Source organism: Pseudomonas sp. NPDC087029 (assembly GCF_044745345.1).
GTDB lineage: Bacteria > Pseudomonadota > Gammaproteobacteria > Pseudomonadales > Pseudomonadaceae > Aquipseudomonas > Aquipseudomonas faucium.
In genome coordinates, this window is sequence record NZ_JBIVAB010000023.1 from 50,535 (window position 1) to 67,780 (window position 17,246).

Genomic DNA, 17,246 nt, shown 5'->3' on the forward strand with positions numbered 1-17,246 from the left:
ATGCTTGAATTAGAAGCGGTAGTGCGAGAACGCTTTGTTGGCTTCAGCCATACGGTGAACGTCTTCACGCTTCTTGACTGCAGCACCTTTGCCTTCGGCAGCATCCAGCAGCTCGCCAGCCAGGCGCAGGGCCATCGACTTCTCGCCGCGCTTGCGGGCGTAGTCTACGAGCCAGCGCATTGCCAGAGCGTTACGACGGGATGGACGAACTTCAACCGGGACCTGGTAAGTGGCACCGCCTACACGGCGGGACTTTACTTCGACCAGCGGAGCGATGGCGTCGAGAGCTTTCTCGAAGATTTCCAGGGGGTCGCTGTTCTTGCGCTCTTTGACCTTGTCCAGTGCACCGTAAACGATGCGCTCGGCCACGGCCTTTTTGCCGCTTTCCATCACGTGGTTCATGAACTTGGCGAGGATTTGGGATCCGTATTTAGGATCGTCCAGAATCTCACGTTTTGCTGCTACACGACGTCTTGGCATGATAAGCCCTCAAACGGTCTTCAGGTTAGCCCGGGACGTGGGTCTTCGACCCCTGCCCGACCTTACTCTTATCGACTCAAAAAAATGGATGTCTGCAAACGGCCGATTACTTCGGACGCTTGGTACCGTACTTCGAACGACCCTGGTTACGGCCTTTGACGCCCGAAGTATCCAGAGAGCCGCGAACGGTGTGGTAACGAACACCTGGCAAGTCTTTTACACGGCCGCCACGGATCAGGACGACGCTGTGCTCTTGCAGGTTGTGGCCTTCACCGCCGATGTACGAGGAAACCTCGAAACCGTTGGTCAGACGCACACGGCATACTTTACGCAGTGCCGAGTTAGGTTTTTTCGGCGTGGTGGTGTACACGCGGGTGCACACGCCACGACGTTGCGGGCAGTTCTGCAGCGCAGGAACGTCGGACTTTTCGACCGAACGCTTACGCGGCTGACGTACCAGCTGGTTGATAGTTGCCATCTACTAGCTCCACTGATTGTCTTGCGACTCTATTGTCTTGCAAGAAAGCCAAAAATTGGCGAGACGGAGCCTCACCAAATTTAAGGGTACAAAAGTCTAAAGAGGATCTTGCACCCAGTCAAGACAAGGCCCCGGCCCTCCCCGTCCGATCATCGGTAACATTGGATGTCACCGATGACCGCACGTGGCGTGCCGGGGCCCTGCCCTGTACTTAGTTACCGCTGGAGTTCAGCGCTTCGGTCAGTGCGGCTTCCACCTCACTGGCGCTCACACGCAGCGGCTTGTCGGCATCACGGCGACGCTTGCGCTCGCTGTGGTAGGCCAGACCGGTACCCGCCGGGATCAGACGACCCACGACCACGTTCTCCTTCAGGCCGCGCAGGTAGTCGCGCTTGCCGGTTACCGCCGCTTCGGTCAGTACGCGGGTGGTTTCCTGGAAGGAAGCCGCGGAGATGAACGACTCGGTCGACAGCGAGGCCTTGGTGATACCCAGCAGCACTCGGGTGAACTTGGAGATGAACTTGTCCTCGCCGGCGAGACGCTCGTTCTCTACCAGTACGTGGGTCAGTTCCATCTGGTCGCCCTTGATGAAGCTGGAATCGCCCGACTCGGAGATCTCGACCTTGCGCAGCATCTGACGCAGGATGGTCTCGATGTGCTTGTCGTTGATCTTAACGCCTTGCAGACGGTAAACGTCCTGGATCTCGTTGACGATGTACTTCGCCAGCGCGCTCACACCCAGCAGACGCAGGATGTCGTGCGGATCGCTCGGGCCGTCGGAGATAACTTCGCCGCGGTTTACCTGTTCGCCTTCGAAGACGTTCAGGTGGCGCCACTTCGGAATCAGCTCTTCGTACGGATCGCTACCGTCGGTCGGGGTAATGACCAGACGACGCTTGCCCTTGGTCTCTTTACCGAACGCGATGGTGCCGCTGACTTCAGCCAGAATCGAGGCTTCTTTCGGACGGCGCGCTTCGAACAGGTCGGCAACGCGTGGCAGACCACCGGTGATGTCACGGGTCTTCGACGTTTCTTGCGGGATACGCGCGATAACGTCACCAACGCCGATCTGTGCACCGTCAGCCACACCCACCAAGGCGTTCGCCGGCAGGAAGTACTGGGCAGGTACGTCGGTACCTGGCAGGTACAGGTCCTTGCCATTGGCGTCGACCATCTTGATTGCCGGACGGATTTCCTTGCCTGCGGCAGGGCGATCCTTGACGTCCAGAACCTCGATGTTGGTCAGACCGGTCAGTTCGTCGGTCTGGCGCTTGATGGTGATGTTTTCTTCCATGCCCACGAAGGTCACGGTACCTTTGAGCTCGGTAACGATCGGGTGGGTGTGCGGGTCCCACTTGGCGACGATTGCGCCAGCTTCGACCTTGTCACCTTCCTTGACCGAAATCACCGCACCGTAAGGCAGCTTGTAGCGCTCACGCTCACGGCCGAACTCGTCGGCAATGGCCAGCTCGCCGGAACGCGAAACAGCAACCAGGTTGCCATCGGCACGCTCGACCTGCTTCAGGTTGTGCAGACGTACCATACCGCCGTTCTTCACCTGGACGCTGTCGGCAGCCGAAGTACGGCTTGCAGCACCACCGATGTGGAACGTACGCATGGTCAGCTGGGTACCCGGCTCACCGATCGACTGTGCAGCGATAACGCCAACAGCTTCACCGATGTTCACCTGGTGACCACGCGCCAGGTCACGACCGTAGCACTTGGCGCAGATACCGTAGCGGGTTTCGCAGTTGATCGGCGAACGCACGACTACTTCGTCGATGCTGTTCAGCTCGATGAACTCGACCCATTGCTCGTCGACCAGGGTACCGGCCGGAACGATGACGTCCTCGGTGCCTGGCTTGAACACGTCACGGGCGATGACACGACCCAGTACACGCTCACCCAGCGGCTCTACAACGTCGCCGCCTTCGATGTGCGGGGTCATGACCAGGCCCTGGTCGGTGCCGCAGTCGATCTCGGTCACGACCAGATCCTGGGCAACGTCTACCAGACGACGGGTCAGGTAACCGGAGTTCGCAGTCTTCAGTGCGGTATCCGCCAGACCTTTACGAGCACCGTGGGTCGAGATGAAGTACTGGAGTACGCTCAGACCTTCACGGAAGTTCGCGGTGATCGGCGTCTCGATGATCGAGCCGTCCGGCTTGGCCATCAGGCCACGCATACCGGCCAGCTGACGGATCTGGGCTGCGGAACCCCGCGCACCCGAGTCAGCCATCATGTACATCGAGTTGAAGGACTCTTGCTCGACTTCCTTGCCCTCGCGGTCGATGACCTTCTCTTTCGAGAGGTTGGCCATCATCGCCTTGGACACTTCGTCGTTCGCCTTGGACCACAAGTCGATGACCTTGTTGTACTTCTCGCCCTGGGTTACCAGGCCGGAGGCGTACTGGCTCTCGATTTCCTTCACTTCATCGGTGGCGCTGTTGATGATGCGCGCTTTCTCATCCGGGATGACAAAGTCGTTCACACCAATGGACACGCCAGAGATGGTGGAGTAGGCGAAACCGGTGTACATCAACTGGTCGGCGAAGATGACGGTCTCTTTCAGACCAACCACGCGGTAGCACTGGTTGATCAGCTTGGAGATCGCCTTTTTCTTCATCGGCTGGTTGACCACGTCGTACGGCAGGCCTGCCGGTACAACCTGGAACAGCAGCGCACGGCCGACGGTGGTGTCGACGATACGGGTGTTCTTGGTGACGCTGCCATCACGGTCGTTCACGGTCTCGTTGATACGGACCTTGATTTTCGCGTGCAGGGCGGCTTCGCCGGCGCGGAATACGCGGTCGACTTCCTGCAGGTCGGCGAATACGCGACCTTCGCCCTTGGCGTTGATGGCTTCACGGGTCATGTAGTACAGACCCAGTACAACGTCCTGCGACGGAACGATGATTGGCTCACCGTTGGCTGGCGACAGAATGTTGTTGGTCGACATCATCAGCGCGCGCGCTTCGAGCTGAGCTTCCAGGGTCAGCGGCACGTGAACGGCCATCTGGTCACCGTCGAAGTCGGCGTTGTACGCGGCACAGACCAGCGGGTGCAGCTGGATGGCCTTGCCTTCGATCAGCACCGGCTCGAACGCCTGGATACCCAGACGGTGCAGGGTCGGCGCACGGTTGAGCAGTACGGGGTGTTCGCGAATCACTTCGGCGAGAACGTCCCACACCTCTGGCAGCTCGCGCTCGACCATCTTCTTGGCAGCCTTGATGGTGGTCGCCAGACCACGCATTTCCAGCTTGCCGAAAATGAACGGCTTGAACAGCTCGAGGGCCATCTTCTTCGGCAGACCGCACTGGTGCAGACGCAGGGTCGGGCCTACGGTAATTACCGAACGGCCGGAGTAGTCCACGCGCTTGCCGAGCAAGTTCTGACGGAAGCGACCTTGCTTACCTTTGATCATGTCGGCCAGGGACTTCAGCGGACGCTTGTTCGAGCCAGTGATGGCGCGACCGCGACGGCCGTTGTCCAGCAGGGCGTCGACCGCTTCCTGCAGCATGCGCTTTTCGTTGCGCACGATGATGTCCGGCGCCGACAGATCGAGCAGGCGCTTCAGACGGTTGTTACGGTTGATCACCCGACGATACAGGTCGTTCAGGTCGGAGGTCGCGAAGCGGCCGCCATCCAGCGGTACCAGCGGACGCAGGTCCGGCGGCAGTACTGGCAGGACGGTCAGGACCATCCACTCAGGCAGGTTGCCCGAGCCCTGGAAAGCTTCCATCAGCTTCAGGCGCTTGGAAAGCTTCTTGATCTTGGTTTCCGAGTTGGTCTGCGGAATCTCTTCGCGCAGGCGGCCGATCTCGTGCTCCAGGTCGATAGCGTGCAGCAGCTCGCGGACAGCCTCGGCACCCATGCGGGCGTCGAAGTCGTCACCGAACTCTTCCAGCGCTTCGAAGTACTGCTCGTCGTTCAGCAGCTGGCCCTTTTCCAGGGTGGTCATGCCCGGGTCGATAACGACGTAGCTCTCGAAGTAGAGCACGCGCTCGATATCACGCAGGGTCATGTCCATCAGCAGGCCGATACGGGACGGCAGCGACTTCAGGAACCAGATGTGGGCAACCGGCGAGGCCAGTTCGATGTGCGCCATGCGCTCACGACGAACCTTGGCCAGGGCAACTTCAACGCCGCACTTCTCGCAGATCACGCCGCGGTGCTTGAGGCGCTTGTACTTGCCGCACAGGCACTCGTAGTCCTTGACTGGGCCAAAGATCTTGGCGCAGAACAGGCCGTCACGCTCAGGTTTGAACGTACGGTAGTTGATGGTTTCCGGCTTCTTAACTTCACCGAACGACCACGAACGGATCATTTCAGGCGACGCCAGACCGATGCGGATGGCGTCGAACTCTTCGACTTGACCCTGGTTTTTCAGCAAATTCAGTAGGTCTTTCAAGGCCTTTCCTCCTGGCGGAGCAGGGAGCGGGCATTACCTGCCCCACTCCCCTTCGCGTCACGTGTTATTCGGTTTCCAGATCGATATCGATACCGAGCGAACGGATCTCTTTGATCAACACGTTGAAGGACTCGGGCATGCCCGGCTCCATACGGTGATCGCCATCCACGATGTTCTTGTACATCTTGGTACGGCCGTTCACGTCGTCCGACTTCACTGTGAGCATTTCTTGCAGGGTGTATGCCGCGCCATATGCTTCCAGCGCCCACACTTCCATCTCCCCGAAACGCTGACCACCGAACTGCGCCTTACCACCCAGCGGCTGCTGGGTAACCAGGCTGTAGGAACCAGTGGAACGCGCGTGCATCTTGTCGTCCACCAAGTGGTTCAGCTTGAGCATGTACATGTAACCAACGGTCACAGGACGCTCGAACTTGTTGCCGGTACGGCCATCGAACAGCACCATCTGGCCGCTTTCTGGCAGGTCTGCCAGTTTCAGCATGGCCTTGATCTCGCGCTCCTTGGCACCGTCGAAGACCGGAGTTGCCATTGGCACGCCTTTCTTCAGGTTGTTCGCCAGGGCGAGGATCTCTTCGTCGGTGAACTCTTCCAGGTTCTCCTGACGACCACCGATTTCGTTGTAGATCTCGGTGAGGAAGCCACGCAGTTCAGCGGCCTTGCGCTGCTCTTCGATCATGCGGTCGATTTTCTCGCCCAGGCCCTTGGCCGCGAGGCCCAGGTGGGTTTCGAGAATCTGCCCGACGTTCATACGCGAAGGTACGCCCAGCGGGTTCAGTACGACGTCGACCGGAGTACCGTTGGCGTCGTGCGGCATGTCTTCGACCGGCATGATCACCGAGACGACACCCTTGTTACCGTGACGACCGGCCATCTTGTCACCCGGCTGGATGCGACGGCGGATTGCCAGGTAGACCTTGACGATCTTCAGTACGCCTGGAGCCAGGTCATCGCCTTGCTGCAGCTTGCGCTTCTTGTCTTCGAACTTGTCGTCCAGCAGACGGCGACGATCGACGATGTACTGCTGAGCCTTTTCCAGCTGCTCGTTCAGTGCATCTTCGGCCATGCGCAGTTTGAACCACTGGCCGTGCTCCAGACCGTCCAGCACTTCGTCAGTGATCACGGTGCCTTTCTTCAGGCCCGCGCCACCGTCGACCACCTGGCCGTTCAGGGCGCTACGCAGACGCTCGAAGGTTGCGCCTTCGACGATGCGGAACTCTTCGTTGAGGTCCTTGCGGATCTCGTCCAGCTGCATCTTCTCGATGGCCAGGGCGCGGCTGTCACGCTCGACGCCATCACGGGTGAAGACCTGTACGTCGATGACGGTACCCTTGGTGCCGGTTGGCACGCGCAGGGAGGTGTCCTTAACGTCGCTGGCCTTCTCGCCGAAGATCGCGCGCAGCAGTTTTTCTTCCGGAGTCAGCTGGGTTTCGCCTTTTGGCGTGACCTTGCCGACCAGGATGTCGCCAGCGCCAACTTCAGCACCTACGTAGACGATACCGGCTTCGTCCAGCTTGTTCAGTGCGGCTTCACCCACGTTCGGGATGTCCGCAGTGATTTCCTCTGGGCCAAGCTTGGTGTCACGCGCCACACAGTTCAGTACCTGGATGTGGATGGTGGTGAAGCGGTCTTCCTGAACCACACGCTCGGACAGGCAGATGGAGTCTTCGAAGTTGAAGCCGTTCCATGCCATGAACGCGATGCGCATGTTCTGACCCAGTGCCAGTTCACCCATGTCGGTGGACGGGCCGTCGGCCATGATGTCGCTGCGCTGAACCTTGTCACCCTTGCTCACCAGCGGACGCTGGTTGATGCAGGTGTTCTGGTTGGAACGGGTGTACTTGGTCAGGTTGTAGATGTCTACACCGGCTTCGCCAGTCTCGACTTCGTCGTCATTGACGCGAACCACGATACGGCTGGCATCGACCGAGTCGATCACACCGCCGCGGCGAGCAACCACGCAGACACCGGAGTCACGGGCAACGTTGCGCTCCATGCCGGTACCGACCAGCGGCTTGTCAGCGCGCAGGGTGGGTACAGCCTGACGCTGCATGTTCGAACCCATGAGTGCACGGTTGGCATCGTCGTGCTCGAGGAACGGAATCAGCGAGGCAGCGACGGAAACAACCTGCTTCGGCGAAACGTCCATCAGGGTGACGTCTTCCGGCGCCTTGACGGTGAACTCGTTCAGGTGACGGACCGCTACCAGCTCGTCGATCAGCTGCTTCTTCTCGTTCATCGCGGCCGAAGCCTGGGCGATGACGTGATCGGCTTCTTCGATCGCCGACAGGAACACGATGTCGTCGCTGACCACGCCTTCCTTCACCACGCGGTACGGGCTTTCCAGGAAGCCGTACTGGTTGGTGCGGGCATAGGCTGCCAGGGAGTTGATCAGACCGATGTTCGGACCTTCAGGGGTCTCGATCGGGCACACACGGCCGTAGTGGGTCGGGTGTACGTCACGAACCTCGAAGCCTGCACGCTCACGGGTCAGACCACCAGGGCCGAGTGCAGAGACGCGGCGCTTGTGGGTGATCTCGGAGAGCGGGTTGTTCTGGTCCATGAACTGCGAGAGCTGGCTGGAACCGAAGAACTCTTTCACCGCCGCCGCAACCGGCTTGGCGTTGATCAGGTCCTGCGGCATCAGGCCTTCGCTTTCTGCCATCGACAGACGCTCTTTGACCGCACGCTCGACACGCACCAGGCCAACGCGGAACTGGTTCTCGGCCATCTCGCCGACGCAACGCACGCGACGGTTACCCAGGTGGTCGATGTCGTCGACGATGCCTTTGCCGTTACGGATGTCGACCAGGGTCTTGAGGACCTCGACGATATCTTCCTTGCTCAGCACGCCCGAACCTTCGATCTCGGTACGACCGATACGACGGTTGAACTTCATGCGGCCAACGGCGGACAGGTCGTAACGCTCGGCGCTGAAGAACAGGTTGTTGAACAGGGTCTCGGCGGCGTCCTTGGTTGGCGGCTCGCCTGGACGCATCATGCGGTAGATCTCGACCAGCGCTTCCAGTTGGTTGCTGGTGGTGTCGATCTTCAGGGTATCCGAGATGAACGGACCGCAGTCGATGTCGTTGGTGTACAGGGTCTCGATGCGGACAACCTGAGCCTTGGCGATCTTGATCAGCAGCTCGGTGGTCAGCTCGGTGTTGCACTCGGCGAGGATTTCGCCGGTAGCCGGATGCACGATGGCCTTGGCAGTGGTGCGACCCAGGACGTATTCCATTGGAACGTCCAGCTGGTTGACACCGGCCTTCTCGAGCTGGTTGACGTGGCGCGCGGTAATACGGCGGCCCTGCTCGACGATGACCTTGCCGCTGCCATCATGGATGTCCATGACCGCAACTTCACCACGCAGACGCTGAGGTACCAGTTCCAGGCTGAGTTTCTCGCCGGAAATGTGGAACACGTTGGTGGTGTAGAAGGTGTTGAGTACTTCTTCGGTGCTGTAGCCCAGCGCGCGCAGCAGTACCGAGGCCGGCAGCTTGCGGCGACGGTCGATACGCACGAACACGCAGTCCTTCGGGTCGAACTCGAAGTCCAACCAGGAACCGCGGTACGGGATGATGCGAGCGGAGTACAGCAGTTTGCCCGAGCTGTGGGTCTTGCCACGGTCGTGGTCGAAGAACACACCAGGCGAACGGTGCAGCTGGGAAACGATTACACGCTCGGTACCGTTGATTACGAAGGTACCGTTCTCAGTCATCAGGGGGATTTCACCCATGTAGACTTCTTGCTCTTTGATGTCCTTGATCGCTTTGTTCGACGATTCCTTGTCGAAGATGATCAGGCGCACCTTGACCCGCAGTGGGACCGCGAAGGTCACGCCACGCAGGACACATTCCTTCACATCGAAGGCTGGTTCGCCCAGGCGATAGCCTACGTACTCCAGGGCAGCATTGCCGGAGTAGCTGATGATCGGGAATACCGACTTGAAGGCCGCGTGCAGGCCGACGTCGCGGAACTGATCCTTGGATGCTCCCGCTTGCAGGAATTCGCGATACGAATCCAGCTGGATGGCCAGGAGGTAAGGCACATCCATGACGTCCGGCAACTTGCTAAAGTCCTTGCGGATACGTTTTTTCTCAGTGTATGAGTAAGCCATCAGCGTTCCCCAGCTTGGTCACCTGCTTGTTTGGCTTCTCCCGGCGGGAGCAGCCAGAAAATCGTGCAAACCCCTTGGTTTGCGCCACCCACATGGGTGTCTTGCAGCTTGTTATCGGGGCCGGCCTGGCCGACCGCCAATAACGGAAAAAGGCCGGTGGCATAAGCCACCAGCCATCAGCCTTCGCTCAACGCTCCGGCTGGAGTCGCAAGGTCGAGATTACTTCAGCTCGACTTTAGCGCCTGCTTCTTCCAGCTTCTTCTTAGCGTCTTCAGCGGCTTCTTTCGAAACGCCTTCAGCTACGACCTGAGGAGCGCCGTCGACTTTCTCTTTGGCTTCTTTCAGGCCCAGACCGGTCAGCTCGCGAACGGCTTTAATCACGTTCACTTTCTTCTCGCCGGCTTCAACCAGAACAACGTTGAACTCGGTCTGCTCTTCAACAACGGCAGCAGCAGCAGCTGGGCCAGCAGCGGCAACAGCAGCGGTAACGCCGAAGGTTTCTTCCATTGCTTTGATCAGCTCAACAACTTCCAGAACGGTTTTCTGGCCGATTGCTTCGATGATTTGCTCGTTAGTCAGGGACATGACTTAAATCCTGTATTGGGGTGACAGCCTACGCAGCCATCAAATTAAACATATGATTTTGAAAGAGGTTACGCGGCCTTAGGCAGCAGCAGCTTCTTTCTGGTCGCGAACGGCCGCCAGAGTACGAGCCAGCTTGCTGGTAGCGCCTTGAATAACGCTCATCAGACGTGCGATAGCTTCGTCACGGGTCGGCAAGGTAGCCAGTACATCGATCTGGTTGGCGGCAATGAAATTGCCGTCAAACGCAGCTGCCTTGATCTCGAACTTGTCCTGACCCTTGGCGAACTCTTTGAACAGACGAGCAGCAGCGCCCGGGTGTTCGTTGGAGAAAGCAATCAGGGTCGGGCCTTTGAACGCGTCGCTGAGGACCGAAAACTCGGTGCCTTCAACTGCACGCTTGAGCAGGGTGTTACGTACGACACGTACGTATACGCCAGCTTCGCGGGCCTCTTTACGGAGTCCGGTCATTGCGCTTACAGTCACACCACGGGCATCAGCCACGACAGCGGACAGAGCGACTTTGGCAGCCTCGTTGACTTCAGCGACGATGGCCTTCTTGTCTTCGAGTTTAATTGCCACGGGTTTACTCCTGGTTTTTACCGTTTCATCTGGCCGAAGCCGGATGTCGTTTTGGTGTCTGATTCGGTAACGAATCGGGAGCACCATCTGCGTAGGCTTGTAGTTTAAGGCTTGCGCCGCCTACGGTCTTGGATAGCCCCCGCCAGGCAGGGACCCCAATTTTTGCTGGCGGCGCGACGAATCGCGCCACCATGGTCTTACGCGTTCAGCGAGCTCTGGTCGATGACCAGACCTGGGCCCATGGTGGTGCTCAGGGTAACGCGCTTGACGTAGATACCTTTCGAGGAAGCCGGCTTGATACGCTTCAGATCAGCGATCAGGGCTTCAACGTTTTCCTTCAGCTTGCCAGCTTCGAAGCCGACCTTGCCAACGGAGGTGTGGATGATACCGTTTTTGTCGGTACGGTAGCGAACCTGACCAGCCTTGGCGTTTTTGACAGCGCCGGCTACGTCTGGAGTCACGGTACCCACTTTCGGGTTAGGCATCAGGCCGCGAGGACCCAGAACCTGACCCAGCTGACCTACAACGCGCATGGCATCAGGCGATGCGATGACGACGTCATAGTTCAGGTCGCCGCCTTTCATTTCGGCAGCCAGATCGTCCATACCTACGCGGTCAGCGCCGGCAGCCAGAGCGGCTTCAGCAGCTGGACCCTGGGTGAAGACAGCAACACGTACGGTCTTGCCAGTGCCGTGTGGCAGCACGGTAGCGCTACGAACGACCTGGTCGGATTTACGTGGGTCAACGCCGAGGTTGACGGCAACGTCGAAGGATTCGCTGAACTTCACGGTGGACAGCTCAGCCAGCAGCACGGCTGCTTCTTCGAAGTTGTAAACTTTGCCAGCTTCGATTTTCGAAGCGATGGCCTTTTGGCGCTTGGTCAGCTTAGCCATTACACACCCTCCACGTTCAGGCCCATGCTGCGGGCAGAGCCAGCGATGGTGCGTACAGCAGCGTCCAGGTCAGCAGCGGTCAGATCAGCCTGTTTAGCTTTGGCGATGTCTTCCAGCTGAGCGCGGGTAACGGTACCGACTTTAACGGTGTTCGGGCGAGCCGAACCACTGGTCAGGCCAGCAGCTTTCTTCAGCAGAACCGAGGCAGGGGTGCTCTTGGTCTCGAAAGTGAAGCTACGGTCGCTGTAGACAGTGATGATCACAGGAGTCGGCAGGCCGGCTTCTTGACCCTGAGTACGGGCGTTGAAGGCCTTGCAGAATTCCATGATGTTCACACCATGTTGACCCAGTGCTGGACCAACGGGTGGGCTTGGGTTGGCCTGGCCGGCCTTAACTTGCAGCTTGATGTAAGCCTGAATCTTCTTAGCCATGAGCTACTCCAATATCGGGTACGAACGCCAGATGGCTCCCCGGATTACTTGCGTTTTATCCCAGTGACGACAAAACCCCGCAGCACACAGGGCTGCGGGGTATGGGATGCTGCGTCCGCCTAGACCTTTTCGACCTGGCTGAACTCGAGCTCCACCGGAGTAGAGCGACCGAAAATGAGCACCGCCACCTGGAGGCGACTCTTTTCGTAGTTAACTTCTTCGACACTACCATTGAAGTCAGCGAACGGACCATCAATGACACGAACCACTTCACCTGGCTCGAACAGCGTCTTGGGCTTCGGCTTGTCACTGCCGTCGGCTACGCGACGCAGGATAGCTTCAGCTTCTTTATCGGTAATCGGTGCAGGCTTGTCTGCAGTACCACCGATAAAGCCCATCACACGAGGGGTGTCCTTGACCAAGTGCCAAGTCCCTTCGTTCATCTCCATCTGGACCAGTACATAGCCAGGGAAGAATTTACGCTCACTCTTGCGCTTCTGGCCGTTGCGCATTTCGACGACTTCTTCGGTCGGGACCAGGATCTCGCCGAAACCGTCCTCCATGCCAGCCAGCTTGACGCGCTCGATCAGGGAGCGCATTACATGCTTCTCGTAACCCGAGTAAGCATGCACAACATACCAACGCTTAGCCACGGGACACCTTTAGCCAACGATCAGGGAGACCGCCCAGCCGAGCAGGGAATCGAGACCCCACAGCAGCAGTGCCATAACCAGCACGACAGCCACGACAATCAGCGTGGTCTGGGTGGTTTCCTGGCGGGTCGGCCACACGACTTTACGGATCTCAGTACGAGCTTCCTTCGCCAGCGCAAAGAACGACTTACCCTTCGCAGTCTGCAGGGCAACAAAGCCTGCGACAGCAGCCAGGGCGAGCAGTGCGAGAACGCGGTACAGGATTGGGGAGGCGGAGTAATATTGATTACCCACGACACCAACAACAACCAAAGCCACTACAGCCAGCCACTTGAACAGATCAAAACGCGATTCTTGGGCTTCAGTTTTGGGAGTCATCGGGGAGGATCCTGTAAGAAGAAAGCCAATCACACTGAGGTGAATGGCAGGTCAGGAGGGAATCGAACCCCCAACCTACGGTTTTGGAGACCGTCGCTCTGCCAATTGAGCTACTGACCTGTAACGCTGTATCAGGCCGGCCATTATACCGGCCTGATCAAGTAAATCAACTACTTATTCAATAATTTTTGCCACGACGCCGGCGCCGACGGTACGACCGCCTTCACGGATAGCGAAGCGCAGACCGTCTTCCATTGCGATGGTCTTGATCAGGGTGACAGTCATCTGAATGTTGTCACCTGGCATTACCATTTCAACGCCTTCCGGCAGTTCGCAGTTACCGGTCACGTCAGTGGTACGGAAGTAGAACTGAGGACGGTAGCCTTTGAAGAACGGAGTGTGACGGCCGCCTTCTTCCTTCGACAGGACGTAGACTTCTGCGGTGAACTTGGTGTGCGGCTTGACCGAACCTGGCTTGACCAGAACCTGGCCACGCTCAACGTCGTCACGCTTGGTGCCGCGCAGCAGCACGCCGCAGTTCTCGCCAGCACGACCTTCGTCCAGCAGCTTGCGGAACATCTCAACGCCGGTGCAGGTGGTGGTGGTGGTGTCACGCAGACCAACGATTTCCAGCGGATCCTGAACGCGGACGATACCACGCTCGATACGGCCGGTAACAACGGTACCACGACCCGAGATCGAGAATACGTCTTCGATCGGCATCAGGAACGGCTTGTCGATAGCACGCTCTGGCTCTGGGATGTAGCTGTCCAGAGTTTCAACCAGACGCTTGACAGCGGTGGTGCCCATTTCGTTGTCGTCTTTGCCTTCCAGGGCCATACGAGCGGAACCGATGATGATCGGAGTGTCGTCGCCTGGGAAGTCGTAGGTGGACAGCAGGTCGCGAACTTCCATCTCGACCAGTTCCAGCAGCTCAGCGTCATCTACCAGGTCAGCCTTGTTCAGGAAGACCACGATGTACGGAACGCCAACCTGACGGGACAGCAGGATGTGCTCACGGGTTTGTGGCATCGGACCATCGGCGGCCGAGCAAACCAGGATCGCGCCGTCCATCTGGGCAGCACCGGTGATCATGTTCTTCACGTAGTCAGCGTGACCTGGGCAGTCAACGTGAGCGTAGTGACGAATGTTCGAGTTGTACTCGACGTGAGCGGTGTTGATGGTGATACCGCGCGCTTTTTCTTCCGGAGCCGAGTCGATCTTGTCGAACTCAACGACTGCCGAACCGAAAACTTCGGAGCAGACGCGAGTCAGAGCTGCGGTCAGAGTGGTCTTACCGTGGTCAACGTGGCCGATAGTGCCGACGTTAACGTGGGGAAGGGAACGATCAAACTTTTCCTTAGCCATCGATACAATCCTCCGCAGAAGAAATAGTCACAACGCTGATAAAACAAAGGCAGATATTTTCATATCTGCCTTGTTTATATGGAGCTCTTGAGCGGACTTGAACCGCTGACCTCACCCTTACCAAGGGTGTGCTCTACCAACTGAGCTACAAGAGCGAAACACATTGTGCAAAAACCAGCAAACTTGGAGCGGGTAGCGGGAATCGAACCCGCATCATCAGCTTGGAAGGCTGAGGTTCTACCACTAAACTATACCCGCGGAGCTTGCAGCTCTCGCTAAAACTGGTGGAGGGAGAAGGATTCGAACCTTCGAAGCTCTCGCAACGGATTTACAGTCCGTCCCCTTTGACCGCTCGGGAATCCCTCCAGATGTGGCCGGCATTCTATTCGTCTGCCGTCCTAGTGTCAAGCGTTTTTTCAAATTTTTTCAATCAAATCTGAAACTTAGCTGCTTTGACACCGCTTCCAGTTCTGCCACCTGAGTGGTGTTCCCTGTGAAGCGGGCGCCATTCTATCAAGCTATTCGCCAGTTGCAATACCCTGGCAGAAAATAATTTTATGTTTTAAGTCTTTGAAATCATTGGAAAGAGTCGCGAGCACGGTTTGGTCCAGCAAACGCTCGCTATCAGGGGCTATCTTGAGCCACAAACCCTCGGCGCCTGGCAGCTGCCCCGCCACTGGCGCAGCGCTGATATCCAGGCTCAACAGCCGCTGGCGAAGCGCATCGAGCTGCTCCCGACCAGGCAGGCCACCCACGACCAGGCATTCATCGCGGCGCTGAGCCGGCGCCAAAGCACCGGTTTCGCGTAACAGACGGATCTCCTGCTGACTCCCTTTGTACAGCGACAGCGGGGCGACATCCTTGGCTTTCAGCGGGGCTTCCTGTTGGTGCCAGATGTAATAGAAGGCATTGAGCACCAGCAACAGCAGAAACAACCAACGCATAAGCACCTCAGTCCAGCGGACAGGCCATTGCCAGGCCAACGAATACCAGGTCGGGAACCACGCGCGCCTGTGGTATGGCATCACGCACCAGGGGCGCATCGCCACCGGTAAGGAACACGGTGAAAGCTTCGCCCCACAGCGCACGCGCCTGCTCTAGCTGAGCGCAGGCAAAGCCCTGCAACATCAGCACGCAACCCCGCTCCACGGCCTCGACCGTAGAACGCCCGGGGCCGAGACTGGCCAGAGCCCGCTCAGCCGAGGCATCGTCGTAGCGGATGCGACGGGTGTGGGTACGCAACTGGCTGCGCATCAGCGGCATGCCGGGGCAGATATACCCGCCCAGGTGCTCGCCATCGGCAGAGACGAAGTCGGCCTTGGCCGCGGTACCCAGGTCGATCACCAGACAAGCGCCTTTGGCCAGGTGGTAGGCACCCAGTGCGGCCAACCAGCGGTCCATGCCCAGGCGCTGATAGTCTTCGTAGCCGTTGCGCACGCCGGCCATCGACTGAGCTGGCTGCGCAACTCGCGCCGTGACACTAAAGGCATGTGCAATCAATGCGCACAGTGCCGCGGTTTCTTCTTCGCTGCGCACGCTGACGATACGGCAAGCGGATAGCCGCACCGAGGCCAAGGCACTCACCTGGGCAATCAGCGATTGATCGGAATCGACAATGCCGCCGCGCACCATGGTGGCGTCGCCAGTGTGGATCACGCGCCACTTGATGAAACTGTTACCGCAATCGAGCTCAAGAATCATCTCGCAACCTCAAACTGAGCTCTCCACCGCTGAAGCTCTTTTCAACACCGTCGACTTCCAGACGCAAGCCGCCCTGCCCGTCCACCCCCAACACCACACCTTCTATATGAGTGCTGCCGGCGATGAGCGATACGTTACACCCTTGCCAGAGATGCGCCTGCTCCCATTCTTCCTGGAAAGCGGCGAAACCATAGCGGCGATGGCGCGCCAATTCATGCTGCAGCTGCTGGCTGAGCAGTGCCACCAAGCGGTTACGATCAATCGCTGCGCCCGTTTCCCGGCGCATCGAGGTCCACGCCTGGTCAACCTGGTCATTGGTCTGCATGTTCACATTGATGCCGATACCCAGCACAACATGGCAGACATCAGCCGGGTCGCCGACCAGCTCCAGGAGGATGCCGGTTATCTTGCGCCCGCGCACAAGTACATCATTGGGCCATTTAAGCCCGACTTCCTTCACGCCGAAAGCCTGCAGCGTACGCATGACCGCCAAGCCCACTACCAGGCTCAAACCCTCGAGCTGGCGCATGCCGCCGTCTACCCGCAAGACAAGGCTGTAATAGAGGTTTTCACCAAAAGGACTTACCCAGTGACGACCGCGGCGACCGCGCCCGGCGCTCTGACGCTCTGCCAGCACCAGGAATGGCGCGACCTGACCAAGGCCGGCGAGCCTCAAGCCCTCCGCATTGGTCGAATCGATGCTGTCATGGATGAAAACGGGCCACTGCTCGCCCTCGCCGCACTCGGCAATGGCCTGCGCATCGAGCAGCGCCAGGGGAGCCGCAAGCTGGTAACCGCGCCCGCGAACCTTGTGAATGGTGAGGTTCAGCTCACTCTCCAGGTGCTGCAGCTGCTTCCAGACGGCGCTGCGACTTACACCGAGGGCTGCCCCCAAGGCTTCACCGGAATGGAACCGGCCATCCTTGAGGAGATTCAACAACTTCAGCATGCCAGTCTCGACTTGGAATAAGGCTGGCATGATAGCTATGGGTCGTGGGCTTGCATAGGAAAAGGGCACCCGGGCAAAGCGCCGGGAGGCCAGATTTTCTGCACGCCAAAGACAAAACCCCTACCTGCTCGCGCAGATAGGGGTTTTGCGAAATGAATCTTGACGATGACCTACTCTCACATGGGGAAACCCCACACTACCA

The 17,246-nt window shown here is 58.5% G+C and carries 14 protein-coding genes and 4 tRNA genes; all 18 read right to left on the reverse strand.

From position 1 onward, the window contains the following. Positions 1–9: 9 nt before the first annotated feature. Positions 10–480 (reverse strand): 30S ribosomal protein S7, encoded by a 471-nt coding sequence (rpsG, locus tag ACIPG5_RS24475; RefSeq protein ID WP_008089143.1) that lies wholly within the window; start codon positions 478–480, stop codon positions 10–12. A gap of 106 nt (positions 481–586) precedes the next feature. After that, positions 587–958 (reverse strand): 30S ribosomal protein S12, encoded by a 372-nt coding sequence (gene rpsL / locus ACIPG5_RS24480; protein WP_003255492.1) that lies wholly within the window; start codon positions 956–958, stop codon positions 587–589. A gap of 211 nt (positions 959–1,169) precedes the next feature. Beyond that, complete coding sequence (gene rpoC, locus ACIPG5_RS24485; RefSeq protein ID WP_176518108.1) at positions 1,170–5,369, reverse strand: DNA-directed RNA polymerase subunit beta'; 4,200 nt, start codon at positions 5,367–5,369, stop codon at positions 1,170–1,172. A 64-nt stretch (positions 5,370–5,433) separates the two neighbouring features. Further along, positions 5,434–9,507, reverse strand: a complete 4,074-nt coding sequence (gene rpoB / locus ACIPG5_RS24490; protein ID WP_401378619.1) for a DNA-directed RNA polymerase subunit beta — start codon at positions 9,505–9,507, stop codon at positions 5,434–5,436. Positions 9,508–9,726: 219 nt separating this feature from the next. Next, positions 9,727–10,092, reverse strand: coding sequence for a 50S ribosomal protein L7/L12 (gene rplL, locus ACIPG5_RS24495; protein WP_007957596.1), 366 nt, complete (start codon positions 10,090–10,092; stop codon positions 9,727–9,729). 78 nt (positions 10,093–10,170) lie between these two features. Then, positions 10,171–10,671: a 50S ribosomal protein L10 gene (rplJ, locus tag ACIPG5_RS24500; RefSeq protein ID WP_176518111.1), complete on the reverse strand. Its 501-nt coding sequence runs from the start codon at positions 10,669–10,671 to the stop codon at positions 10,171–10,173. 197 nt (positions 10,672–10,868) lie between these two features. Continuing rightward, positions 10,869–11,564 carry a 50S ribosomal protein L1 gene (gene rplA, locus ACIPG5_RS24505; protein WP_176518112.1) on the reverse strand — a complete coding sequence of 232 codons (696 nt, stop codon included), beginning with the start codon at positions 11,562–11,564 and terminating at the stop codon, positions 10,869–10,871. Continuing rightward, positions 11,564–11,995, reverse strand: coding sequence for a 50S ribosomal protein L11 (gene rplK, locus ACIPG5_RS24510; RefSeq protein ID WP_003255500.1), 432 nt, complete (start codon positions 11,993–11,995; stop codon positions 11,564–11,566). The genes rplA and rplK overlap by 1 nt, the downstream gene beginning before the upstream one ends. Positions 11,996–12,114: 119 nt before the next feature. Beyond that, positions 12,115–12,648 carry a transcription termination/antitermination protein NusG gene (gene nusG, locus ACIPG5_RS24515; RefSeq protein ID WP_003255501.1) on the reverse strand — a complete coding sequence of 178 codons (534 nt, stop codon included), beginning with the start codon at positions 12,646–12,648 and terminating at the stop codon, positions 12,115–12,117. Positions 12,649–12,657: 9 nt separating this feature from the next. Further along, positions 12,658–13,026 carry a preprotein translocase subunit SecE gene (gene secE / locus ACIPG5_RS24520; RefSeq protein WP_008089117.1) on the reverse strand — a complete coding sequence of 123 codons (369 nt, stop codon included), beginning with the start codon at positions 13,024–13,026 and terminating at the stop codon, positions 12,658–12,660. A 44-nt stretch (positions 13,027–13,070) separates the two neighbouring features. Beyond that, positions 13,071–13,146 (reverse strand) — tRNA-Trp (locus ACIPG5_RS24525). Between the two features lie 54 nt (positions 13,147–13,200). Beyond that, positions 13,201–14,394 carry an elongation factor Tu gene (gene tuf, locus ACIPG5_RS24530; RefSeq protein WP_016497741.1) on the reverse strand — a complete coding sequence of 398 codons (1,194 nt, stop codon included), beginning with the start codon at positions 14,392–14,394 and terminating at the stop codon, positions 13,201–13,203. A 79-nt stretch (positions 14,395–14,473) separates the two neighbouring features. Next, positions 14,474–14,549 (reverse strand) — tRNA-Thr (locus ACIPG5_RS24535). Positions 14,550–14,578: 29 nt separating this feature from the next. Beyond that, a tRNA-Gly gene (locus tag ACIPG5_RS24540) sits at positions 14,579–14,652 on the reverse strand. A gap of 24 nt (positions 14,653–14,676) precedes the next feature. Then, positions 14,677–14,760: transfer RNA gene (locus tag ACIPG5_RS24545), tRNA-Tyr, on the reverse strand. Positions 14,761–14,912: 152 nt separating this feature from the next. Beyond that, entirely contained in the window at positions 14,913–15,338 is a 426-nt protein-coding gene (locus ACIPG5_RS24550; RefSeq protein WP_176518254.1) for a hypothetical protein, read from the reverse strand. 7 nt (positions 15,339–15,345) lie between these two features. Next, the gene (locus ACIPG5_RS24555; protein ID WP_176518255.1) at positions 15,346–16,095 is read right to left on the reverse strand and encodes a pantothenate kinase; all 750 of its coding nucleotides are present in this window, start codon (positions 16,093–16,095) and stop codon (positions 15,346–15,348) included. Then, positions 16,085–17,044, reverse strand: coding sequence for a bifunctional biotin--[acetyl-CoA-carboxylase] ligase/biotin operon repressor BirA (gene birA, locus ACIPG5_RS24560; RefSeq protein ID WP_401378623.1), 960 nt, complete (start codon positions 17,042–17,044; stop codon positions 16,085–16,087). Before birA ends, ACIPG5_RS24555 begins: the two co-directional genes overlap by 11 nt. Between the last annotated feature and the right edge of the window lie 202 nt (positions 17,045–17,246).

Coding starts and splice junctions, on each gene's coding strand:
- rpsG (WP_008089143.1), bottom strand. CDS start 480: ATGCCAAGACGTCGTGTAGCAGCAAAACGTGAGATTCTGGACGATCCT.
- rpsL (WP_003255492.1), bottom strand. CDS start 958: ATGGCAACTATCAACCAGCTGGTACGTCAGCCGCGTAAGCGTTCGGTC.
- rpoB (WP_401378619.1), bottom strand. CDS start 9,507: ATGGCTTACTCATACACTGAGAAAAAACGTATCCGCAAGGACTTTAGC.
- rplL (WP_007957596.1), bottom strand. CDS start 10,092: ATGTCCCTGACTAACGAGCAAATCATCGAAGCAATCGGCCAGAAAACC.
- rplA (WP_176518112.1), bottom strand. CDS start 11,564: ATGGCTAAGCTGACCAAGCGCCAAAAGGCCATCGCTTCGAAAATCGAA.
- rplK (WP_003255500.1), bottom strand. CDS start 11,995: ATGGCTAAGAAGATTCAGGCTTACATCAAGCTGCAAGTTAAGGCCGGC.
- secE (WP_008089117.1), bottom strand. CDS start 13,026: ATGACTCCCAAAACTGAAGCCCAAGAATCGCGTTTTGATCTGTTCAAG.
- tuf (WP_016497741.1), bottom strand. CDS start 14,394: ATGGCTAAGGAAAAGTTTGATCGTTCCCTTCCCCACGTTAACGTCGGC.
- ACIPG5_RS24550 (WP_176518254.1), bottom strand. CDS start 15,338: ATGCGTTGGTTGTTTCTGCTGTTGCTGGTGCTCAATGCCTTCTATTAC.
- ACIPG5_RS24555 (WP_176518255.1), bottom strand. CDS start 16,095: ATGATTCTTGAGCTCGATTGCGGTAACAGTTTCATCAAGTGGCGCGTG.
- birA (WP_401378623.1), bottom strand. CDS start 17,044: ATGCTGAAGTTGTTGAATCTCCTCAAGGATGGCCGGTTCCATTCCGGT.